The following is a 22942-nucleotide window of genomic DNA, read 5'->3' on the forward strand; positions in this document are numbered from 1 at the left end:
TGGGGAATACTTAGCTCCAGCGGTATTCCCTTTTTTTAGAACCTATATTCCAACCTTCTCTAAACCTGATTGACAATTCGCCCATTTCATTGAAGGATACTCTGCATGTCTTAATTACAATAGCTCGATAAAAATGAATACATCTTCAGCTAATCAAACTTATGTTCCAGATATTTTAGGTACTGGCTACGAACAGCTCACACTCAACTTTCCTGATGATTATGAAGGTAAAGTGGTAGCCACCTTAGTGCGTAAAAAAGCTGCTCAATCTACTCAAAAAGCTGTGCTTTATATTCATGGCTTTTTAGATTATTTTTTTCAAACTGAAATGGCTGAACAATTCAACGCGCATGGTTATGACTTCTATGCCTTGGATTTAAGAAAATATGGCCGCTCAAAACTACCTCATCAAATTTTCTATAATGTGCTCGATTTAAATGAATATGATGCCGAAATTACTCAAGCATTAGAGATTATTGGCGAAGAACAACATACACAAGTTTTACTCGCAGGACATTCAACTGGTGGTTTGACAGCAACGCTTTATGCTGCCCATCATCCAGATCATCCCCTCATTAAAGGGCTATGGGCAAATAGTCCGTTTTACGACTTTAATTTAAGTCTAGTCGAAAAGAAGTTTGGTATTCCTATGCTCAGTCGAGTAGGAAAATATCTACCAAAAGTTAAATTTCCAAGCCAATTAAATAAATGGTACACCACTAGCCTTCATAAGCAGCTCAAAGGTGAATGGGACTTTAATCTTGACTGGAAACCGACCTCTGCCCCTACAGTTCAACTCAGCTTTGTACATGCAATTCATACTGCGCAAAAAGAAATTCACCGCGGTGTTAAATTGAATATTCCAGCCCTGATTATGCATTCGCACCAAACTAAAAACCCACGCAAATGGGGACCAGATGCAACTCAAAGTGATGTGATTTTAGATGTTAAAGACATTGAAAAACATGGTAAAAAAATTAAAGGCGATGTCTCGGTTGTCTCTATTCACAATGGCTTGCATGATTTAGTCCTTTCGGCCCAGCCAGTACGGAAACAAGTCTATCAACAATTGTTCCAGTGGCTGGATCAAAAAATTACTTAACTGAGCTTAGGTGAGTCAAGGTATTTCACCAGCAATTGATGCGCAGGATGTTCACTTGGTAAGAGCTCCATAAGGCGTTCTACCGCATCAATTGCTTCAGGGAAATGAGCTAGATGCTTTAACAGTAAATCTGTTTCTTGGGTTTTAAAAATTGCATCGCTCAAGCGTGACTCAAGGCAGTCGCGCCATGCACATAAAAACGGACTTTCAGTTTTTGCCAGAAATACACCTGTGTAAAGCTGCAAAGCCGAGGCTGCATATCCCGCATCGAGTGCTTGTTCAGCTTGTAAAAAATCAGCTTCAACATGCACAAGCAGACGATATGGACGAGAACCAAGTAAGCCTCCCAAAATATCGCGTAGTTGAGACATTTCAGCTTTCAGTGTACCCATGCTGACTTTACGTTCGCCGTAGAGCGCCTGATAAAGATGCTCTAAAGTTAAACCATGCGGACATAGAGCCAATATCGTCAAAATTTCAATTTGACGGGGCGTTAATAACAAGCTTTTGCCGTTAAATTTAACTTGCGGTGTCGAAAATGCACGAATATGTAACTGTTGACGCTGCTGCTCTAGCAAAGCGGATTGAATAATGGATGCACAACGTTCAGCAGCCAATATTCCTAAACTATTATGATTCTTCCAAGTCGTCGACAAATCAACGACACCAAGAGTTTGTTTCGAGTATGGATCGATAATCGGTGCGGCATAGCAAACCCAATCATGAATCGATTCCATATAATGTTCATTTGAAAAAACACAGCTTGATTGTTGAGTTTTTAAAGATAAAGCCAAGGCATTAGTGCCTACAAATTCTTCACGCCACTGACCACCCTGCACAAAATGTACACGCTCCGCAGCACTTTGCATTTGAGCACTTGGCGCAGTCCAAATAATGGTACTGCCGATATCACCGACAGCAATCACCATTGAAGATTGCTCTGCAATATGACGCAAGTCATCGGCACATTGGCTTAAAGCCAGATCTAAAGCATTCTGTGAGGCAGTTTTTTTCTCGACTAATGGAGCAGCAAAACGCTCTTTAGGAATCGCAGCAGAAGCTGATCGTTCCCAAGAACTTGCAATACTTTGGCCGAGTTTGGCAGCGTTTTGAGGAGAGAGACTATTTTGCGTGCGCAGTTGATCAATCAACGTCCGTTGCTGCAATAAATCCTTTTTTGTGAACATTTGTAAATTCCTTATATATCCACATTTCTATTCCAACCTTTCTCCAACCTTCTTCTTTATATCCTAATTATACAAAGTACGAAAGTACCTACTGACAGGGTTCTTGTTAGTCTTTAGTCCTAAAAAGCAAAGGAATATTTATATGCGCTATATCGATCCAAATCAACCAGGCTCAAAAGTTCAATTCAAATCACAATACGAAAATTTTATTGGCGGTGAATGGGTAGCACCTGTAAAAGGTGCTTATTTTGACAATGTATCTCCTGTTGACGGAAAGGCTTTTACACGTATTCCACGCTCTAGTGCCGAAGATATTGAGCTCGCTCTAGATGCAGCACACAAAGCGAAAGCAACATGGAATAAAGCCTCACCAACGGTACGCTCAAATATACTTTTAAAAATTGCTGATTGTTTAGAAGCAAATCTTGAAATGCTTGCTGTTGCAGAAACTTGGGATAACGGTAAAGCAGTCCGTGAAACTTTAGCAGCTGACCTTCCGCTTGCGATTGACCATTTCCGTTATTTCGCAGGGTGTATTCGTGCTCAAGAAGGTGGCATCTCTGAAATTGATGAACATACCATCGCTTACCATTTCCATGAACCGTTAGGTGTTGTTGGCCAAATTATTCCATGGAACTTCCCAATTTTAATGGCAGCATGGAAGCTTGCACCAGCTTTAGCGGCAGGTAACTGTGTGGTGATTAAACCAGCTGAGCAAACTCCGGTAGGTATTTTGTTAGTAGCTGAACTCATCCAAGACATTTTACCGCCGGGTGTCCTGAATATCGTTAATGGTTTCGGTGCAGAAGTCGGCCGTCCATTAGCGACAAACCCACGTATTGCAAAAATCGCATTCACAGGTTCAACTCAAACTGGACAAATGGTGATGCAATATGCAACTGAAAATATTATTCCAGTTACATTAGAACTTGGCGGTAAGTCACCGAACCTTTTCTTTGAAGACATCATGGATAAAGAAGATGACTTCTTAGAAAAAACGCTTGAAGGTTTTGCCATGTTTGCCTTAAACCAAGGTGAAGTATGTACTTGCCCTTCTCGTGCTTTAGTACAAGAAAGTATTGCTGATCAGTTCTTGGAAATGGCCGTCGAACGTGTAAAACGTATTAAAACTGGTCACCCTCTCGATACTGAAACCATGATTGGTGCTCAAGCATCTTTGCAACAACAAGAGAAAATCTTACGTTGTATTAATACAGGCCGCGAAGAAGGTGCAGAACTCTTACTGGGTGGTAGTGGCCGTAAAGAAGTAGGTGATGGTTACTATGTCGATCCGACTATTTTTAAAGGTCACAACAGCATGCAAGTTTTCCAAGAAGAAATTTTTGGACCTGTACTGGCTGTGACAACGTTCAAAGACTTTGACGATGCAATTAAAATTGCCAACGACACTATGTATGGTTTAGGTGCAGGTGTATGGTCACGTTCAGCCCATATTTCTTACCGTGCTGGTCGTGCTATAGAGGCGGGCCGTGTCTGGACAAACTGCTATAACATTTACCCTGCACATGCTGCATTTGGTGGTTACAAGAAGTCTGGTATTGGTCGTGAAAACCATAAGATGATGCTAGATCATTATCAACAAACCAAAAACCTGTTGGTGAGTTATTCAACTAAACCTATGGGCTTCTTCTAAGTTTCGCACCAAGTTGATACCAAACTATCAACACTAGAAAGAAGTAAGATCATTAATTATATAAGAAGCCAGTAATTTAGATTGCTGGCTTCTTTATTTATGATTGTTAAGCTTGAATTTTTATCATTTAGAATAAAAAAGTGCCATCTACTCTCTGAAGTGCTTCATTTAGGCATTGCTTTTGCATTGATTCATATAAACCCACTCACAGGAGTATTGTATGAATCAACCAGAAACAGCTTCCGTCATTTCTTCAAGCACAGAAGTCTCATCAGCAGAATATTTTGCTCAGCGTCAACTCAAACAAGGTACGGTTGGTTGGTTACTCCTGATTGGTTTAGGCGTAGCTTATGTGATCTCAGGTGATTTTGCCGGTTGGAACTTTGGTATTGCTCAAGGTGGTTGGGGGGGGATGTTTATTGCCACTGCACTCGCCGCCTTGATGTACCTGTGCCTATGTCTTTCTATGTCAGAAATGTCCACCATGATGCCAACAGCAGGTGGCGGTTATAGTTTTGCACGTGCTGCCTTTGGGCCTTTTGGAGGCTATTTAACAGGAACTGCCATTTTAATTGAATACGCAATTGCACCAGCGGCGATTGCCGTATTTATTGGCGGTTATTGTGAATCTTTATTTGGCATAAATGGTTGGATGATTTACCTCGCCTGCTATACCATTTTTATGGGTATACATCTCAAAGGTGCCGGCGAAGCCTTAAAAATCATGTTCGCGATTACACTTGTCGCTGCTGTTGCCCTTGTCGTATTTATTGGGGCAATGATTCCACACTTTAATGCACAAAATTTGTTCGATATTCCCGTTGGCACAGCAGCTGGCGCAAGTCGTTTTCTACCTCATGGCTATTTAGGTATCTGGGCCTCTGTTCCTTTTGCAATCTGGTTTTTCCTTGCAGTTGAAGGTGTGCCATTAGCCGCCGAAGAAGCAAAAGATCCCGCCAAATCTCTCCCACGTGGATTAATCGGTGCAATGCTTATATTAACGGCGTTTGCCATGCTTATTTTATTCTTGGGTGCGGGCGCAGCAGGTGCAAGTACTTTACAAAACTCAGGTGCTCCCCTCGTCGATGCTCTGATTAAAGTTTATGGCACCAATACTTGGCTTGCGACTTTTGTTAACTTTGTTGGTTTAGCAGGTTTAATCGCGAGTTTCTTCTCAATTATCTATGCCTATTCACGTCAAATTTTTGCACTCTCTCGTGCTGGTTACTTACCTACTTCACTCTCATTAACCAATAAAAATAAAGCCCCTTATCTCGCAATTATTATTCCGGGCATTATTGGGTTCTTGCTTTCACTTACCAAAGAAGGTGATTCACTGATTTTAATCGCTGTTTTTGGTGCCACCATTTCCTATGTGTTGATTCTTTTATCCCACATCAAGCTACGCCTATCTAAACCCGAAATGCCTCGTCCCTATAAAACTCCTGGAGGAATCGTTACTTCAAGTATTGCCTTAGTTCTAGCAGTCGCTGCTGTGGTCGCAGGCTTTGTTGTTAATCCGAAAGTTTGGTTTATTGCTGCCGCTATGTATGTCGTATTTATTGCTTACTTTTTATTCTATAGCCGTTATCATTTAGTTAAAGGTACACCAGAAGAAGAGTTTGCAAATATTAAAGCCGCAGAACAAGAAATATAAAAAGGATACAACTATGAGTTATCGCAATATTGTCGCCAATCAACAGTATCACTTTGCTGATTTGAAGACCTTGATGGCAAAAGCTACGCCGTTACGTTCAGGCGATGAATTAGCAGGTGTAGCTGCCAGAGATTCAACCGAACATGTTGCGGCACAAATGACTTTGGCCGATGTGCCATTAAAAACCTTTTTAAATGAAGTTGTAGTCAATTATGAAACCGATGAAATTACACGACTAATTATTGATGAACATGATCTGGCAGCCTTTGCCCCTATTTCACACTTTACGGTAGGCGATTTTCGAAATTGGTTACTTGGAGAAGAAGCCACTGCTCAAAGCTTAAAAGCCTTAGCGTCAGGTTTAACTCCAGAAATGGTGGCTGCTGTCAGCAAAATTATGCGCAATCAAGATTTAATTTATGTCGCCAGCAAATGTGAAGTAGTGACCCAGTTTCGCAACACGATTGGTTTAAAGGGACATCTTTCTACCCGTTTACAACCCAATCACCCGACCGATGATGTGCTCGGTATTTCTGCCAGTATTTTAGATGGTTTAATGTATGGCAATGGCGATGCCGTAATTGGCATTAACCCTGCCACAGATAATCTACATAATTTGTCAGAGCTACTAAAATTACTTGATCATGTCATTCAGGAATATCAGATTCCAACACAATCTTGTGTACTTACCCATATCAGCTCAGGGATTCAACTTGCTGAAAAAAATGTGCCAATAGATTTAATGTTTCAATCGATTGCCGGCACTCAACTTGCTAACGAAGGTTTTGGTATCTCGCTCGATTTATTACAAGAAGGTTATGAAGCCACGCTCGCACTTAAACGCGGGACCATTGGACAAAACGTCATGTACTTTGAAACGGGTCAAGGGAGTGCCCTATCAAGCAATGCACATCATGGCGTTGACCAGCAAACTTTAGAAACGCGTGCTTATGCAGTGGCCCGTAAATACAGTCCGCTTTTAGTGAATACAGTCGTCGGCTTTATTGGGCCCGAATATCTTTTTAATGGCAAACAAATTATACGTGCAGGCTTAGAAGATCATTTCTGCGGTAAGTTGCTTGGCGTGCCAATGGGCTGCGATATTTGTTATACCAACCATGCGGATGCTGACCAAAATGATATGGATGTTCTACTTACTCTATTTGGCGCCGCGGGCATTAACTTTATTATGGGCATTCCCGGTTCTGACGATGTCATGCTCAACTATCAAACGACTTCATTCCATGATGCCCTTTATTTAAGGCAACTTTTAGGCTTAAAACCCGCTCCTGAGTTCTCCGCTTGGCTTGAACAGCAAGGTATTTTCAAACAGCAAAACTCTCAGATCTGTTGGGCAGACCACATGCCTGACCAATTCTCTCGTCTGCTCATGAACTAGGGAGAACGCCATGAAACTGAATCGTGATATTCAATATCCATCTTCTACCCACCAAGACCAGTGGGAAAAACTTAAACAGTTTACTGATGCCCGTATTGCTCTGGGTCGTGCAGGTTGCAGTATCCCAACACGAGCCTTACTTGAGTTCCAGTTATCGCATGCGCAAGCAAAAGATGCGGTTTATCAGGACATGGATGTTTCCTATTTATCTGAGCAATTAGCGCAAAGACAGCTGCAAAGTCTTCATGTCCAAAGCAACGCCCCTAATAAGGAAATTTATCTTAAACGTCCTGATTTAGGACGCCAGCTTTCAACCCCATCAAAAAATGCGTTAATGAAGGAATATACAGAAAATCCGAAGCCATACGATGTTTGTATTGTGGTTGGTGATGGACTTTCAGCAAGAGCGATTGAAGCGAATGCTATTCCATTCATTACCGCGCTAAGTGAACACATTCAGCAAGAAAACTGGAGCCTTGCCCCAATTGTACTCGCTACAGGTAGCCGAGTTGCTTTGGGTGATGAAGTCGCAGAAATCTTTAAAGCATCCATGCTTGTGATGCTGATTGGTGAGCGCCCTGGTTTAAGCTCCCCTGACAGTATGGGGATTTACTACACATGGAATGCATATTCGGGTTGCATCGATGCCAAACGTAATTGTATTTCGAATGTTCGCTCAGCAGGTTTAAGTATTCCAGTTGCAGTACAACGTTTAATGGCATTAATGAAAAAATCAAAACAGCTTGGCTTTTCAGGAGTTAATTTGAAAGATGAACATCAACTTCCAGATATAGGTATGGAACAAACTCAAAAGCTATTATTTTAATCCGAGGAATATGCAAAGAGATTTATTGAAAAATAGATAAACCTTTGCATAACAATATTATCTTAACGAAAAATATCAATTTTCAGGTATTGACGATTTATACAGATATTTTCTTCTTTATATTTATCGCTATACTCCACCTATTGATCTTCTATGAATCATTTGTATGAGCACAACAAACGCCTTCCCTAAAACTATTTATGCCATTCAGCATCTTGCTTTCGAAGACTTAGGTTCATTAGAAGATGTGTTTTATCAACTTGGATTTCGCGTCCGTTATTTTGAAGCGGGCGTAGATGATTTAACTCCTGCATTTTCACACGATGGATTAACTATTATTTTAGGTGGACCAATCGGGGTTTATGAAACTGAAGATTATCCGTTTTTAAAAGATGAAATCGCTTTACTCAAACAACGCTTAGCTGCAGATAAACCTACACTTGGTATTTGCTTAGGTGCGCAGCTGATTGCTCATGCGCTTGGCGCAAAAGTATATGCAGGGCATCAGAAAGAAATTGGTTGGGGACCACTGAGCTTAAGCCTACGTGCCAATCAGGTGTTATCTCCTTTGCTTAATAATGTACATGTTCTACATTGGCATGGCGATACTTTTGACCTGCCTGAAAATGCTGTGCTACTAGCTAGCTCAGAGATTTATACCAATCAGGCATTCGAAGTTGGGAATAATATTCTTGCATTGCAATTCCATATTGAAACGACAGAAGAAAATTTTGAGAAATGGTTGATTGGCCATACATGCGAACTTCGCAATGCTAATATCTCAATTCCAAAACTTCGAGAAGAAAACTTACAATATGCTCAAGCACTCGAACATGCAGCATTTGAAGTAATTCAAAAATTTCTAAAACGCATTGGATATAGTGGTTAATCGCTTTTTACTACTATAAATAAGTTCAAATGCTTTTTTATTAACCAAAAGGTAGAGTAAAAATCTATCTTTTGGAACATTTTATATTAAATTAAGTCTAATGCTTCACGCTACTTTTACTCACAAATATAAATAGTTAAATCATTATGGAAATCCTGAAATTTATCAAAAGCTTTAATACGGTGAATACCTATTTATCGCTAGCGTCTATTCTTCTTCTAACAACAGTTATTTATTTTTATGTGATTAATCCTACTTAGCCATACGCAAAAGTAATCTTTAAAAGTAAATATCAACCTAAATAAAAAGCCCAACTGAGTTGGGCTTTTTATTTCTCTTACTTTTTCTCAGGCTTAAAGCTGTCTTTTAAATCAAGAATACGGTTGAAAACTGGTTTCTCTGGTGAATGATCATATTGATCAGCGACAAAATAGCCTTCACGCTCAAATTGGAAACGATCCTCAGGATTCGCTTGTGCCAAAGCTGGCTCAATGACAGCTTGTACCACTTTTAATGATTCAGGATTAAGATTTGCCAAGAAGTCATCATCTGCATCAGGTGCGGCTTCTGTGAACAAACGATCATAGATACGTACTTCAGCAGGAACACCTTTAGTTGCAGATACCCAGTGAATCACGCCTTTAACTTTACGGCCTTCCGGATTCTTTCCTAGAGTTTCAGGGTCAATTGAACATTTCAGCTCAATCACCTCACCGTTTGCATCTTTAATTACTTCATCACATTTAATGACGTAGGCATGGCGTAAACGCACTTCACCGTCAGGAATTAAACGTTTAAAGCCTTTTGGCGGTACTTCTTCAAAATCTTTACGGTCAATATAGATTTCCTTAGTTAAAGGAATCACACGATCACCCATATCCACATTAGGATGGCGAGCATGCGTAAGATCCATATCTTCAGGTAAATTAGTTAAAGTCACTTTAAGTGGACTTAAAACAGCCATACCACGCGCAGCAGTATTTTCTAAAGATTGACGAATACAGAACTCAAGCATTGCAACATCTACAATACCGTCAGTTTTTGACACGCCTACACGTTTACAGAAATCACGTAAGCCTTCAGGAGTAAAGCCACGACGACGCATACCGACTACGGTTGGCATACGTGGGTCATCCCAACCATTTACATAAGCACCTTCCACCAATTTACGTAATTTACGTTTTGACGTAATAGTGTAGTCCACGTTTAAACGTGAAGATTCGTACTGATGCGGAACAGCTTTAGATTTTACTTTTTCTACGATCCAATCATAAAACGGACGGTGATCTTGGAATTCCAATGTACAAAGTGAATGAGTAATCCCTTCAATGGCATCAGACAATGGATGAGCATAGTCATACATTGGGTAGATTTTCCATTTATCGCCAGTTTGGTGATGCTCTGAATGCAATACGCGATATAAAATCGGATCACGCATATGTACATTTGTACTTGCCATATCAATCTTGGCACGTAAAACCGCTTCTCCCTCTTTAAACTCACCGCTACGCATTTTTTCAAAGCGAGCAAGATTCTCTTCAATAGATGCATCACGGTATGGAGAGTTTTTACCTGGCTCAACAAAGCTACCGCGGTTTAACTTAATTTCTTCTGGAGATTGTAAATCTACATAGGCATCGCCTTGTTCAATAAGTTGAACTGCCCATGCATATAATTGATCAAAGTAACCTGATGCATAGCGTGGTTCACCATTCCAGTTAAAACCAAGCCATTTCACATCATTCGCAATACCATCAACATATTCTTGTTCTTCAGCATCAGGGTTTGTATCGTCAAAACGCAAATTACACAAACCATCAAATTCTTCAGCCACACCAAAGTTCAAGCAAATCGCTTTTACATGGCCAATATGTAAATAGCCATTTGGTTCTGGTGGAAAACGCGTTACGATCTGCTTTGCACGACCCGTTGCTAAATCATCAGTAATGACTTGGCGAACAAAATCTAAGCCAGCCTGTTGTTCTTGCTGCGCAGAATCGACAGAGGCATGAGTATTCGGTGTCGGGTTATTTGGCAGGTTCGAGACAACATCATTAGGCTTCATAGTGTATCAATCACTTCTTTGTAGATAAATTTCGAAAAATTTAAACGCTATCTTCATTTTTCACAAAGATTTTAACGTTTTTTACTTGCCTTGTAGTTTACAGTTTGCTTATGCTTCTCTCAACCAAAAACCCATGGTCATAAGCCCATGTTTAGGAGATTAATGTAATGAGTTTTCCTCAAGTCGAATTAAACACCAATAAAGGTCGTATTGTTCTTGAACTAAATACTGAAAAAGCACCAAAAACAGTAGCAAACTTTTTAGAATATGTACGTGACGGTTTTTATGACGGCGTTATTTTCCACCGTGTCATTGATGGTTTCATGATCCAAGGTGGCGGGATGGATGAAAACTTCAAAGAAAAAGCAACTCGTGATTCTATCGAAAACGAAGCTGACAATGGTTTAAGCAATGATGTTGGTACGATTGCTATGGCACGTACTCAAGCACCTCACTCTGCTTCTGCACAGTTCTTCATTAACGTAAAAAACAACTCTTTCTTAAACCATACCTCAAAAACTGCTCAAGGTTGGGGTTATGCTGTATTTGGTAAAGTTGTTGAAGGTATGGATGTTGTTGAAGCGATCAAAGGTGTTCGCACTGGCAACCGTGGCTACCACGCTGACGTTCCTTTAGAAAACGTTGTAATCGAATCTGCTAAAATTATTTCTGAATAATTTTAGGAATAAGCTGTGACTTATCTGTTTATTTCAGATCTACACTTGTCACCTGAACACCCTCGACTTGTTCGAGGGTTTTTAGATTTATTGGTGCATTATCAAAATAAACAAACACAGCTTTATATTTTAGGTGACTGGTTTAACGCTTGGATTGGTGATGATTACTCAGCACCATGGCTCGATGAAATTGTTGAAGCATTAAAAGACTTTAACAAAAAAGGAAATCGGATTTACTTTCAAGTTGGTAATCGTGATTTTGCCTTAAATCAGGTTTTCCTTAATAAATTTAACGGTGTATTACTACCCGACATTTATTATCTTAATATTGCTGGACATCATTACCGTCTAGAACATGGTGATGCCCTATGTACAGATGATATTTCTTATCAAAGATTTAAGAAGATTATTCGAAATCCGCTCTTAGTTGCTCTTTTACGTCGTACACCACTGAGTTTTCGAACCAAACTGGTTAATGGCTTTCGTAAAAGAAGCTCCGCTGATAAACAGCAAAAAAGCTATGAAATTATGGATGTGAATGAACAAGCTGTTATTTCTGCTTTAGAGGATGCAGATATACTGATTCATGGACATACTCATCGCCCTTCAATTCATCAGGTACAAGCTAAACAACGAATTGTTCTTGGCGATTGGCGTGAAGATCAAGCTTATATTTTAGAAATTGATCCGTCTTCCAATATGCAACAGCTTGAATTGATGATCTGGAATTATTAGCTAGAAATTAGCCACTTTTTATTTGAACTTTCAATTCTTTAATTTTGTTATTTAAATCAAAATCCCAAATCATACATAAACAGGTAATGAGTACAAATTTCCAGTTTATATGTGCATACTTTTGATATTCGATATATAAAATCAAAAGACTCAAAATAAATGCAAAAATGATAAAGGTTTTAACGATTCTAAATTCTCGCAGCTTACTCTTTTCATCTCTTGGTATTAAATCAATCATTTTCAATAGATTATTAAAACTTTATATAAACATTATATTTCTTTATAAAAATACATAGGAAATGTTTTTGAATAAAATAGCGTATGATGGCAAAGATTAAATTCTCTCAATTGGCATAAGATTGATATGGAGCACACCTATGGACCTATTGAATTCTGTTAAAAGTCGTTATACAACAAAAGCATATGATCCAAATAAGAAAATACCTCAAGAAAATTTTAATAAATTATTAGAAATATTACGTTTCTCTCCCTCTTCAGTAAATATTCAGCCTTGGCACTTTGTAGTTGCAGACAATCTTGCTGCTAAAGAACGTATCGCAAAAGCATTAACAGGAAAGTATGCTTACAATGCTCCTAAAGTGCTTGAGTCATCACATACAATTGTATTCTGCACAAAAACAGATATTTCACCTGAGTATTTAAATCAACTACTTGAGCAAGATGATTTAAGTGGCCGTTTTAAAGATGAAAAAGCTAAACTAGGCCAAAAAGATACTCGCCATGGCTATGTTGAGTTTTATCGGAATGAACAGAAAAATTTATTCGGATGGATGGAAAACCAAACATTCATTGCTTTAGGACAGTTACTGTTTGCTGCTGGCTTAGAAGGAATTGACGCAACTCCTATGGGTGGCTTTGATGAAGAAGTTTTAAATACTGAACTCGGTTTAACTGAAAAAGGCTTAAGAAGCTCGGTGATTGTTTCGCTAGGCTATCGTAGTGAAAATGACTTTAATGCCAAACTTCCTAAATCACGTTTGCCAGATGAAGTGATTTTCACATACTTATAATAATCTCAGTAGTTCAAGAGATTCGACTCTCTTGAGCTATCCAGCCATCGCACTTGCCAAACAAATTACACCACTTATTCCTAAAAGAATCCCCAAAATAGTAGGCCATTTTAATTTTTCTTTATATAAGATGACTCCACTGACAACCCCCAATAACACTACAAGAATATTCATACTTGCAAAAACAATTGCAGGTGAATCTTTTAAAAGAATATGAGCCTTTACATATAAAGCAATATTCAAAAAATTAAGTATGCCTAATACCAAACCAGCTAGCGTGCTTTTAAATTGCCACTTTTGATTTTTCTGTATAAGTAAATATGAAATCGATAATATAAAAGCAGTAATAAAAATAAGATTTAAAATAAGTGTAAACTGAAGTCCTAAACTACTTGTATATTTTAAGAGAATGTCTACTGCTGCATAACCACACCATACACTTAATAGAGCAAATATCGCTTTTCGAGATTGGTGATTTGAGAAAGAATTCATTTGTCCAAATAAGACAAGTAAGACTGCAAAAATTCCTAGACCTATTCCCCACAGTTTTAATGCATTAAATTGCTCATGAAAAAGGAAATATGCTGCAAGTAAAGAAAGAAAAACCGAAAGTCTTTGGGCAAGTTCCGTCTTAACAATTCCGGCATATTCTAATGATTTAGCAAGACATAAAAAAATACTAGGTAAAATTATTCCTAAGGCAATAATTAGCCACCAAGGCGTATGTCGTATTGAAACATGTTGAATATCAGGCTGAAACCACAAAAAACAAAGCAGACTTGCGCTTGCATAATTCCATGCAATCATTTGTAAAGGTTGATAACCTTTTTTCTTTAAATTTTTTAATAGGATAGACACCAAGACACTGCTTAAAGCAGCAGCTAATATTAACATCATTTATTAAAGCCCTATTTATTTAAATATACTAACTATCATGTTCAAATCATTACCTATGACCAGTTAAATATTTGGAATAAACTTTTAAATACACATAAAAAAACCAGTCATTATCTGACTGGTTTCTTTTTTAGATTTCAATTAACGATTATTTTCGTCGTCTTGACCATCTTCAAATTTAGTATCGTTGTCAAAACCACCTTGATGGCCACCGAAGCCGCCTTGACCACCGAAGCCACCTTGACCACCGAAGCCACCTTGACCACCGAAGCCGCCACCTTGACCACCGAAGCCGCCTTGACCACCGAAGCCGCCTTGAGCGCCGCCGAAGCCACCTTGAGCACCGCCGAAGCCACCGCCTTGAGCACCACCGAAGCCGCTACCTTGACCACCAAAACCGCCTTGAGTGCCGCCTTGTGCTGGGAAGCCTGTACCTTGAGCGCCTGCTGGACGTGGGTTACGTGCTGGAACAACAGTTGAAATCGCGTGTTTGTAAACCATTTGACTTACAGTATTTTTTAATAAAACAACATATTGGTCAAAAGATTCAATATGACCCTGTAATTTAATACCGTTCACAAGGAAAATAGAAACAGGGATACGTTCTTTACGGAGAGAATTTAAGAACGGATCTTGTAAAGTTTGACCTTTAGACATTTTTAACTCCAAAAAAAATTTTTAAATCAGCGCAAAAAAACTATCTTTATTTTTCAACTAAAAATTATAAAAAGACAGTGTGCAAATTTTGCTTTATCCATAAGAGTTTCGCAAGTCTTCTTTCGCCTGCTTTATCGTCAAGTAAGTTTTAAAATCGTGTATTTCTTGCAAAGAACGTAACCACGTATATTGACGTTTGGCAAGTTGTCGTGTTGCAAATAAAGCTTTATCCTCCATTTCACGTTTACTTTTGAGACTTAAGTCACTTTTTAATAAAAATTCTAGTGCTTGTCGATAACCCACTGAACGCATTGAGGGTAAATTTTCATCTAAATCGTATTTTTCAATTAGAGCTTCAACTTCACTCAAAAAACCGATATCCCACATTTTGCTTAATCTTTGCTCAATGCGTTGATGTAATTCTACCCGATCTGGAAGCAAAGCATAGTTATGAAATATGTATCGATATGGTACGTTTTTTGGTTGCTCTGCCTGTAATTTAGTAATTGGCTCGCCTGTAATTTTATAAACTTCTAAAGCACGAATAATCCGTTGTTTATCAGTTACATTAAACTTTATAGCAGCGGCCGGGTCTACAGAAACTAACTCATCATAAACGGCTTGCCATCCTTCATTCAAAGCTTTTTCTTCAATTGCTGCTCGAACCTCTGCATCTGCGCTTGGCAAATTACCAGACAAACCCTCTAATAATGCCTTGAAATACAACATTGTCCCTCCTACTAAAATAGGAGTTTTCCCACGCGAATGCATTTCATCAATTAATTTACATGCATCTTCGACAAATTGAGCAGCCGAATAGACTTCTAAAGGAGTAATAATATCAATGAGGTGATGAGGATAGAGCGCTTGTTCTTCACGCGTTGGCTTAGCAGTACCGATATCCATATCTTTATAGACGAGTGCGGAATCAACAGAAATTAGTTCAAAATTTCCACGCTCATATAATTCACATGCCAAAGCGGTTTTCCCGCTCGCAGTTGGTCCCATTAAATTGATGACGGGCAATTGATTTGACATGTAAAACTACTCTCCTCGAGCAAATAATTTATCTAGTTGAGATAATGGAAATGCACGCCAAGTTGGCCGCCCATGGTTACATTGGCTCGCAAATTCGGTTTGTTCCATTTGACGAAGTAAAGCGTTCATTTCTGAAAGACTAAGTTGTCGATGTGCACGCACTGCCCCATGACATGCCATTCCAGCGAGTAACTCATCTCTTTTTTGAAGTAATCCTTGTGCTTCATCATTCGGATCTAAATCATTTAAAAGTTCTGGAATGAGATTTTCAAAATCAGCTTTTTGCAAAATGGCTGGCACACCACGAACAATAACCTGCTCATCACCATATAAATCAATTTCCAAACCTAAGCGCTCAAGCTGAGGTTTTAATTCCTCAACCCTAACAGCTTGCATACGGCTAATGGAAATCACTTTAGGTATAAGCAATTGCTGAGATGTCCAAAATTCCGGTTTATCCCAAGCATTTTTCATTTGCTGTAATAAAATACGCTCATGGGCCGCATGCATATCAACAATAATTAGCCCTTCGGTATTTTGGGCTAAAATATAAATTCCATGTAGTTGAGCAATTGCGATCCCTAATGGAAACTCATCTACTTTAGCAACTGGCTCTATATCTTCATTTACCGAGAAACTCGCAGGTTGGTCGCGAAGTGGGGCTAAATAAGTTTTTAAAGCATTATTTAATTGAGCAGAACCATTATATTTGGGTGTTTGATCTGCATAGTGAATAACTTGCGGACGACTAGCGTTAAAATCGGTTAATAACTCTGTTGGTGCGTGCTGAGTCTGTGGCTCACTATCTGCATTTAAAGTTTCATTTGCTCGGTGCAATGAAAATTGTTCTTGATATTTAGGCTGCGGCTGTACTGAATAATCTGAGCTTTCATCTACTTTCATCGCTTGAGCTAGATCAGCACTCGCTGTCTGAAATTGTGCGAGAGTTTCTTTTGCATAATGCCTTACAAACTCATGCACTTCTCTTTGATTTAAAAATCGAATCTCATGTTTGGTCGGGTGAACATTGACATCAATATTTTCAGGATCGACTTCTAAAAAAAGTAAATAAGATGAATGTTGATGACCATGTAAAATACCATCATAGGCCATGCGTAGCGCATGCGAAATTGTTTTATCTTTGACAATACGACCATTTACATAGACATATTGCATGTCGGCCTGTGCACGTGCGTCTGAAGGATGACCAAGCCAACCTGATAAACGCATACTAATACTTTCAGCATCAATCCAATATGCATTTTGTACAAATTGCGAGCCTAATAATTGCTGAACTCGCTGAAAACGTAGCTCTCCGCTATCTGCTATCGGTAAATTAATTCTAATATTATCATTGTGTTCAAGCACAAAACGTATATCGAAATGCGTTAGGGCTAGACGGCGAACGATTTCTTCAATATGACCAAATTCAGTGGTTGGTTTTTTTAAGAATTTACGACGCGCAGGAACATTAAAAAATAAGTCCTGAACTCGAATATGAGTACCTTTTTGTGCTGCAACAGCTTGTACCTCTTGATGATCAAATGCTGTACCGTTTACCTCAACCTGATGGCCAATACCACTTTCATCTTGGCTACTGGTCAAAGTCAATCTTGAGACAGCAGCAATCGAAGCTAGGGCTTCACCACGGAATCCCAAACTCACAATCGCATGTAAATCTTCAGCAGTTTTAATCTTACTTGTGGCATGACGCATGACAGCAAGTGCCAAATCATCCGGATGAATACCATGCCCATTATCAATGATTTCGATTAAAGTCGAACCACCTTGAGCAATCCTTACAATCAGCTCAGTCGCGCCGGCATCGATAGAGTTTTCTAATAATTCTTTGACCACAGAAGAAGGTCGCTCAATCACCTCACCTGCTGCAATCTGGTTCGCTAACGCTGCGTCTAATGTATGAATACGACGTTGTGTTAGCTTTTCATCAGTCATGAAGCTGTTCCTGCAAAGTCTGGTACAAATTTTCTGTTGGTAAAGTTAACGTTACGAACCGGCTCAACTCATCATCTGACTTTTGAATGTCAATGATGATATCCGCTTGTGGAATTTCATCACCACCTTCAGAGGGCCATTCAAACAAAAATAAAGCATCAGTAATATCTAAATAGTCACGGATTCCCATTAATTCAAGTTCGTACGGATCATTCAGACGATATAAGTCAAAATGAAAAATTTCTTTATCATTAATTTTATATGGCTCAACGAGTGTATAAGTTGGACTTTTAACAGAGCCCTTGTGGCCCAAAGCTTGTAAGAAATAGCGCGTAAGTGTGGTTTTACCCGCCCCTAAGTCCCCAATTAAATAAATTACACCCGACTGAACATGCTGCGCCAAAGCTTGAGCTAAACGCTCAGTATCTTCTTCATGATTTAAGACCAATTTCAATGAATACGACATAGCACACATAACATGATTCGAAATAATCGATATGATAACATTGCCCTGCCTTAAAAGCCTACTTAAGCCCTAGAAGTTGGCTTTTTTTATATCAATTTTCTTAAATATTCACACTTTCTTATGTCTAGTCCAAACGAATTTCTGCCACCCATGATTGATGGAGTAAGTGCGAGTCAAGTCTACCTTCCTATGCAAACAGATGCTCAAACTATTTATGAGTATCTCTGTGGTCACTTTCCACATATTAAAACTGAAGAATGGGAACAAAGATTTCAAGACGGTCTTATATATGCAGCAAATGGGGATAAATTAACTGTAACCAGTCCATATGTCAGCAACACCCATATTTTTTATTATCGCTTTCTTGCGTATGAACCACATGTCCCTTTTAAGCATCAAATTTTATTTGAGAATGATGATTTACTGGTGGTCGATAAACCCCATTTTTTAACGATTAGCCCCACTGGACAATATGTTCAAGAAACACTTTTAGTCCGACTAAAAAAACAAACAGACAATGAATTTTTAACCCCTATTCATCGCTTAGACCGTGAAACTGCTGGCGTGGTTCTATTTTGCAAACGGGTTGAGTCTCGCGGTATTTACCAACAATTATTCGCAGAGCGCCAAGTCAATAAAATTTATCACGCTGTTGCACCTTATAAAAAAGATTTAACTTTTCCTCAGGAATTACATTTGCATTTAGATAAAGGTCATCCTTTTTACACCATGCAAGTTATAGAAAATGCAAAAACAAACACCGAGACTTATATTGAGCTGATCGAACATAACCAGATTTGGGCAAAATATCGCTTAACACCGACAACGGGCAAACAGCACCAACTTCGAGTGCATCTTAATTACTTAGAAATTCCGATTAAAAATGATCCATTTTATCCAGTAGTTCAACACAAAGCTGAAGATGATTTCTCGGAACCATTACAGCTGCTAGCTAAGCACATTTCATTTACAGACCCCGTCACAAAGGAGGGAATGTCTTTTAATTCTGAGTTTGAATTGACATTGTAATGTAACCGTAATGACAAAAAGATTATTTTTTATGCCAAAAAGCATTGAAATTACATTGCGATGGTTTAAAATAAATTCCTAAAAATTAAAATCATTTGGTTTTGTTATTCATGCGAAAAACAGAAGTTTATCAGGTTCGACTTGACTCCCAAGAAAAAAAGCAGGCTTTTGCTGTTTTTAAACAACTGGGAATTACCCCTGCCCAAGCAGTACGACTTTTTTTTAAACAGGTCGTATTAACTAAATCTATTCCTTTTGCGATCGAAAATCAGAATATTAATATGGAACAATTATTAAAACTGAGAAAAGCAAAAGCATCTTCATTAAACCAAAATTCATCAACTTTAGCTGAAGATGATGACCATGAAGATTTATTTGAAGAATTGAATGCACTTCTTGGTGAAAGCGACAAAACTTAACACTGTTGCATTTATAAACAAGTTTTAACGTCAAAAAGCTCTTTTTTTCGTTATGCTCTCTTTGTAAAAACATAATGATAAGTTACAAGGAGTGCCAAATGATCGTTAGACGAGCGACTTTTGAAGACTTAGAGCAACTCGCCGTTTTATTTGATGAATATCGCCAATTTTATGGGGCCTCTTCTAATTTTAATGAATCCCTTCACTTCCTAAAACAACGTTTTGAGAATAGAGAAAGTGTGTTCTTCATTCATATTAAAGACGATAAAATTACGGGTTTTATTTTACTCTATTTAGGTTTTTCTTCAGTTGCTTGTTCAACTTACTATATCTTAGATGATGTCTATGTTACCCCCGTTTTCCGTCGTCAAGGTTCAGCTAAACAGCTCATCGATACAGCAATCTTATTTGCAAAACAAGAGAATGCTTTGCGGATTAGTTTGGAAACTCAAAGTAACAACCATGAATCTCATCGTTTATATGAACAAATGGGATTCATTCGAGATAGTGAGTTCCAAACTTTTCATTGTTTTCTCAAATAATATTTTGAGCAAGCTGTTTTTGTTGTTCAGATAAATACACCCATTCTCCATCTTCAAGTTCAGGTAAAACCAATTGTCCTACTTGATGGCGGTACAATGCTTCTACTTTATTTCCTACAGCTGCAATCATTCTTTTGACTTGATGATAAACACCTTGATGAATCGTCATGGTTAATTGATGAGTTTCTAATATCGCTACATCCGTTGCAGCAAACACACCTTTTTCTTGATGCAAACTTACGCCTTGACTCAACATTTCAATTTGCTCAGGTGTGACTGGATCTATAGTCGTAACATGATAAACCTTTGGAACATGTTTACGAGGATGGGTTAAAGCTTGAAGATATTTACCATCATCAGTAAGTAAAAGTAAGCCTGTGGTATCTTGATCTAGACGGCCAATGGCTTGCACGCCACGTTGAATCATGATTTCTGGTAAAAGACTAAATACGCTTTGATGATGGTGAGGCTGATGTGAACATTCAAAACCTTTTGGTTTTTTTAAAGCGAGGTAAACTTTTTCTCGATATTGATAAGTTTCTCCAAAAAGAGAAAATTCTAAATTTTCTGGAGAGAATTGCTTTTTGAGATCATCTGCAACCTCTCCCTCAATACTTACAGATCCATTTTTTATTAACTGCTGACAATATTTACGTGAACCAAACCCTTGTGATTGTAAAATTTTTTCCAGCAGCATGAAGTTTTCTCATTAGAACTAAGCTGTTATTTTAACGTAGTTTCTATTTTTTGCTAAACACTACTCTCTACTGTTTTCATCTATTTGATTTAAGTCGCTTTTCTTAATCTTCCACTACTCGATAAATATTTTCGTTTTGTTCACTTTCAAACAACAATTCAGTGGTAGGCAAAATAATTTCATTATCAACAATAATATGCTCAATACGTTGGCTCAGCTTTAAAGGCTCATTTTCATGTTCCACTAAATTTTTCTTTAGTTGCGCTTTTGCATCATGAATCTGGTCAAACTGATCTTTAATTTTAATATCTATAATGTCCATAAAATTATCCTGTACTCATGAGTAATGACTATTTTTATATCACAACTTTAAGAAACTAAAATTTTTAACTTGTTAATTTATATAACATTGTGTCCAAGCGTAACCAGAAATTAAAAATCTTTATCATTTATAGATATACAATGATTTTTTATCAAAAATTAGATTTAAAATCGGCTATATCTTTTAAAGCGTTCACATCAACACTCTTAAATATTATACAATTCCACTTATTTACTTGCTCTGCACCCTCATGCTTGCCCAATTTGATGTGAATTTAGTTGTTTTACTCGTCCTGTTGATTTGCGGTTTATTAAGTCAAAATGCAGCTGTAACGATTGCAGCAGGTGTGCTTATTGTCGTTAAAATTACGCCATTAAATGAGTTTTTCCCCTATATTCAAGCCCATGGCCTTAATTTAGGAATTCTTATCTTAACGATTGGTGTACTCACCCCGATTGCCAGCGGCAAGCTCAGCGGCGAGAGTATTTTAAAATCCTTTATTAGTGTTAAATCACTGGTGGCTATCGCAATTGGCCTATTAGTCGCCTGGCTAGGGGGTCGTGGAGTAAAATTAATGTCGAGCCAGCCCGATGTGGTTGCAGGTTTACTCATTGGTACGGTTGCTGGTGTTGCTTTACTCCGAGGCGTACCAGTCGGCCCACTGATTGCAGCAGGTTTACTCTCTTTATTTATTGGTAAATAAAAGTTCGATAGAAAAAAGGTGCAATTAAGCACCTTTTTAATACTTAGGCTAATTCATTGTTTTAGCCAGAGTAATAGGCGTTTCGTTTTAAAGAGAACTTTTCCAACTGCTTTAAAAATCCTTCAAAATAACTTTTCTCTTTTTCTTCAGTTCGGTAACCTGCATATAAAGTTCGTCTTAAACCTGTAGGAGAAACACAATCTAAACGACGACTAGTAACCCATCCCTTTTGTTCATATTCATTTACAACCCAATCAGGTAAAGCAGCAATACCTCGTCCACTTGCAACAAGTTGTATCAGCATTTGGGTTAAATCTGTTGTTCGTATTTGCTTAGGCTGAATATTCGCGGGGATGAAAAGTTTAGACATAATATCTAAACGATGCTTATCAACCGGATAAGTAATTAAAACTTCTTCGGCCAACTCTTGAACTGTAATATTTTCAGCCCGCACCAAAGGATGAGTATTTGATAAGACTAACCGTGACTCATATTCAAAAATTGGAAAATACTCAATTCCTTTTAATGCAATTGGGTCAGCTGTAATCAATAAATCAAATTCTGCATTTTGTAAAAGTTCATGCGGATTGGCTTCAAAACCTGAGGCAAAGTCTAAATCAACATCTGGATATTGTTGGCGATACTGATTTAACAAAGGCATTAACCAGTCAAAACAACTATGACATTCCGATGAAAAAATAATTCTGCCAGTCTGCCCATGCACAATACGTGTAATATCACTATGAGTAATTTGAATTTGTGGCAAAACATCATCGGCTAACTTTAATAAGCGCTGCCCAACATTAGAAAAACTAACAGGTCTGCTCCGACGATTAACCACTTCTACTCCATACCAATGATCTAATTCTTTTAATTGATGGGAAATAGCAGAGGGTGTTAAACAAAGATCGTTAGCTGCCGAAACTAATGAACCATGCTCACGTAAAGCAACTAAAGTTTTAAGGTGACGAATTTCTAACATGGGCCAAGCCTA

25 protein-coding genes are annotated in these 22942 nt (G+C 38.3%); 14 read left to right on the top strand and 11 right to left on the bottom strand.

Annotated features, from left to right (window positions below):
- Nucleotides 1–133 precede the first annotated feature (133 nt).
- Nucleotides 134–1102 (top strand): alpha/beta hydrolase, encoded by a 969-nt coding sequence (locus KTI79_RS02125; protein ID WP_032054073.1) that lies wholly within the window; start codon nt 134–136, stop codon nt 1100–1102.
- Here KTI79_RS02125 and KTI79_RS02130 read toward each other — a convergent pair.
- Nucleotides 1099–2289 carry a helix-turn-helix domain-containing protein gene (locus tag KTI79_RS02130; protein ID WP_016140618.1) on the bottom strand — a complete coding sequence of 397 codons (1191 nt, stop codon included), beginning with the start codon at nt 2287–2289 and terminating at the stop codon, nt 1099–1101. The two genes, KTI79_RS02125 and KTI79_RS02130, sit on opposite strands and share 4 nt — an antisense overlap.
- Before the next feature lie 142 nt (nt 2290–2431).
- Here KTI79_RS02130 and KTI79_RS02135 point away from each other — a divergent pair, with 142 nt between their 5' ends.
- From KTI79_RS02135 to KTI79_RS02160, 6 genes are all read left to right on the top strand, one after another.
- Nucleotides 2432–3943: an aldehyde dehydrogenase family protein gene (locus KTI79_RS02135; protein WP_086376114.1), complete on the top strand. Its 1512-nt coding sequence runs from the start codon at nt 2432–2434 to the stop codon at nt 3941–3943.
- Between the two features lie 220 nt (nt 3944–4163).
- A complete protein-coding gene (gene eat / locus KTI79_RS02140) occupies nt 4164–5600 on the top strand; it encodes an ethanolamine permease (protein ID WP_086376115.1) in 1437 nt (478 codons plus the stop codon).
- A 13-nt stretch (nt 5601–5613) separates the two neighbouring features.
- Nucleotides 5614–6999 (top strand): ethanolamine ammonia-lyase subunit EutB, encoded by a 1386-nt coding sequence (locus KTI79_RS02145; protein WP_032054076.1) that lies wholly within the window; start codon nt 5614–5616, stop codon nt 6997–6999.
- A gap of 10 nt (nt 7000–7009) precedes the next feature.
- Nucleotides 7010–7825, top strand: a complete 816-nt coding sequence (gene eutC, locus KTI79_RS02150) for an ethanolamine ammonia-lyase subunit EutC (RefSeq protein ID WP_032054077.1) — start codon at nt 7010–7012, stop codon at nt 7823–7825.
- 166 nt (nt 7826–7991) lie between these two features.
- The gene (locus KTI79_RS02155; RefSeq protein ID WP_032054078.1) at nt 7992–8714 is read left to right on the top strand and encodes a glutamine amidotransferase; all 723 of its coding nucleotides are present in this window, start codon (nt 7992–7994) and stop codon (nt 8712–8714) included.
- A gap of 146 nt (nt 8715–8860) precedes the next feature.
- Nucleotides 8861–8974, top strand: a complete 114-nt coding sequence (locus KTI79_RS02160; RefSeq protein WP_079284197.1) for a hypothetical protein — start codon at nt 8861–8863, stop codon at nt 8972–8974.
- A 77-nt stretch (nt 8975–9051) separates the two neighbouring features.
- On the opposite strand, the gene KTI79_RS02165 is transcribed toward KTI79_RS02160, so the two are convergent.
- The gene (locus tag KTI79_RS02165; RefSeq protein ID WP_032054079.1) at nt 9052–10779 is read right to left on the bottom strand and encodes a glutamine--tRNA ligase/YqeY domain fusion protein; all 1728 of its coding nucleotides are present in this window, start codon (nt 10777–10779) and stop codon (nt 9052–9054) included.
- Between the two features lie 167 nt (nt 10780–10946).
- On the opposite strand from KTI79_RS02165, the gene KTI79_RS02170 reads away from it, so the two are divergent.
- Nucleotides 10947–11456, top strand: a complete 510-nt coding sequence (locus tag KTI79_RS02170; protein ID WP_002122280.1) for a peptidylprolyl isomerase — start codon at nt 10947–10949, stop codon at nt 11454–11456.
- Nucleotides 11457–11471: 15 nt separating this feature from the next.
- Entirely contained in the window at nt 11472–12191 is a 720-nt protein-coding gene (locus KTI79_RS02175) for a UDP-2,3-diacylglucosamine diphosphatase (RefSeq protein WP_032054080.1), read from the top strand.
- A 7-nt stretch (nt 12192–12198) separates the two neighbouring features.
- Here the strand turns inward: KTI79_RS02175 and KTI79_RS02180 are convergent, their stop codons facing one another.
- Entirely contained in the window at nt 12199–12429 is a 231-nt protein-coding gene (locus tag KTI79_RS02180; protein WP_032054081.1) for a hypothetical protein, read from the bottom strand.
- A gap of 139 nt (nt 12430–12568) precedes the next feature.
- Between KTI79_RS02180 and nfsB the strand changes: the two genes are divergently transcribed.
- The gene (gene nfsB, locus KTI79_RS02185) at nt 12569–13222 is read left to right on the top strand and encodes an oxygen-insensitive NAD(P)H nitroreductase (RefSeq protein WP_032054082.1); all 654 of its coding nucleotides are present in this window, start codon (nt 12569–12571) and stop codon (nt 13220–13222) included.
- A 36-nt stretch (nt 13223–13258) separates the two neighbouring features.
- Here nfsB and KTI79_RS02190 read toward each other — a convergent pair whose 3' ends face one another.
- The 5 genes from KTI79_RS02190 to tsaE all read right to left on the bottom strand — a co-directional run bounded on the left by KTI79_RS02190 (nt 13259) and on the right by tsaE (nt 18236).
- The gene (locus KTI79_RS02190) at nt 13259–14119 is read right to left on the bottom strand and encodes a DMT family transporter (protein ID WP_032054083.1); all 861 of its coding nucleotides are present in this window, start codon (nt 14117–14119) and stop codon (nt 13259–13261) included.
- A 141-nt stretch (nt 14120–14260) separates the two neighbouring features.
- The gene (gene hfq / locus KTI79_RS02195; protein WP_016140609.1) at nt 14261–14776 is read right to left on the bottom strand and encodes an RNA chaperone Hfq; all 516 of its coding nucleotides are present in this window, start codon (nt 14774–14776) and stop codon (nt 14261–14263) included.
- Between the two features lie 93 nt (nt 14777–14869).
- Nucleotides 14870–15814 carry a tRNA (adenosine(37)-N6)-dimethylallyltransferase MiaA gene (miaA, locus tag KTI79_RS02200; RefSeq protein ID WP_032054084.1) on the bottom strand — a complete coding sequence of 315 codons (945 nt, stop codon included), beginning with the start codon at nt 15812–15814 and terminating at the stop codon, nt 14870–14872.
- Nucleotides 15815–15820: 6 nt separating this feature from the next.
- Nucleotides 15821–17770, bottom strand: a complete 1950-nt coding sequence (mutL, locus tag KTI79_RS02205; RefSeq protein WP_032054085.1) for a DNA mismatch repair endonuclease MutL — start codon at nt 17768–17770, stop codon at nt 15821–15823.
- Nucleotides 17763–18236, bottom strand: coding sequence for a tRNA (adenosine(37)-N6)-threonylcarbamoyltransferase complex ATPase subunit type 1 TsaE (tsaE, locus tag KTI79_RS02210; RefSeq protein ID WP_032054086.1), 474 nt, complete (start codon nt 18234–18236; stop codon nt 17763–17765). Before tsaE ends, mutL begins: the two co-directional genes overlap by 8 nt.
- Before the next feature lie 120 nt (nt 18237–18356).
- Here tsaE and KTI79_RS02215 point away from each other — a divergent pair, with 120 nt between their 5' ends.
- The 3 genes from KTI79_RS02215 (at nt 18357) to KTI79_RS02225 (ending at nt 20226) form a co-directional block, all read left to right on the top strand.
- On the top strand, nt 18357–19265 hold the full coding sequence (locus KTI79_RS02215) for a pseudouridine synthase (RefSeq protein ID WP_032054087.1): 909 nt from the start codon (nt 18357–18359) through the stop codon (nt 19263–19265).
- A gap of 110 nt (nt 19266–19375) precedes the next feature.
- Nucleotides 19376–19684, top strand: coding sequence for a type II toxin-antitoxin system RelB/DinJ family antitoxin (locus tag KTI79_RS02220; RefSeq protein WP_002122138.1), 309 nt, complete (start codon nt 19376–19378; stop codon nt 19682–19684).
- A gap of 98 nt (nt 19685–19782) precedes the next feature.
- Nucleotides 19783–20226 (top strand): GNAT family N-acetyltransferase, encoded by a 444-nt coding sequence (locus tag KTI79_RS02225; protein ID WP_002122286.1) that lies wholly within the window; start codon nt 19783–19785, stop codon nt 20224–20226.
- Here KTI79_RS02225 and KTI79_RS02230 read toward each other — a convergent pair.
- Both KTI79_RS02230 and KTI79_RS02235 read right to left on the bottom strand, forming a co-directional pair.
- On the bottom strand, nt 20219–20923 hold the full coding sequence (locus tag KTI79_RS02230; RefSeq protein ID WP_032054088.1) for a pseudouridine synthase: 705 nt from the start codon (nt 20921–20923) through the stop codon (nt 20219–20221). The two genes, KTI79_RS02225 and KTI79_RS02230, sit on opposite strands and share 8 nt — an antisense overlap.
- Before the next feature lie 103 nt (nt 20924–21026).
- Nucleotides 21027–21245, bottom strand: coding sequence for a hypothetical protein (locus KTI79_RS02235; RefSeq protein ID WP_032054089.1), 219 nt, complete (start codon nt 21243–21245; stop codon nt 21027–21029).
- 250 nt (nt 21246–21495) lie between these two features.
- Here KTI79_RS02235 and KTI79_RS02240 point away from each other — a divergent pair, with 250 nt between their 5' ends.
- Nucleotides 21496–21948, top strand: coding sequence for a DUF441 domain-containing protein (locus KTI79_RS02240; protein WP_016140600.1), 453 nt, complete (start codon nt 21496–21498; stop codon nt 21946–21948).
- A gap of 61 nt (nt 21949–22009) precedes the next feature.
- Here the strand turns inward: KTI79_RS02240 and KTI79_RS02245 are convergent, their stop codons facing one another.
- Nucleotides 22010–22930 carry a LysR family transcriptional regulator gene (locus KTI79_RS02245; protein WP_002122195.1) on the bottom strand — a complete coding sequence of 307 codons (921 nt, stop codon included), beginning with the start codon at nt 22928–22930 and terminating at the stop codon, nt 22010–22012.
- Nucleotides 22931–22942 lie beyond the last annotated feature (12 nt).

Source organism: Acinetobacter sp. WU_MDCI_Abxd143, assembly GCF_025514195.1.
Classification (GTDB): domain Bacteria; phylum Pseudomonadota; class Gammaproteobacteria; order Pseudomonadales; family Moraxellaceae; genus Acinetobacter; species Acinetobacter pittii_H.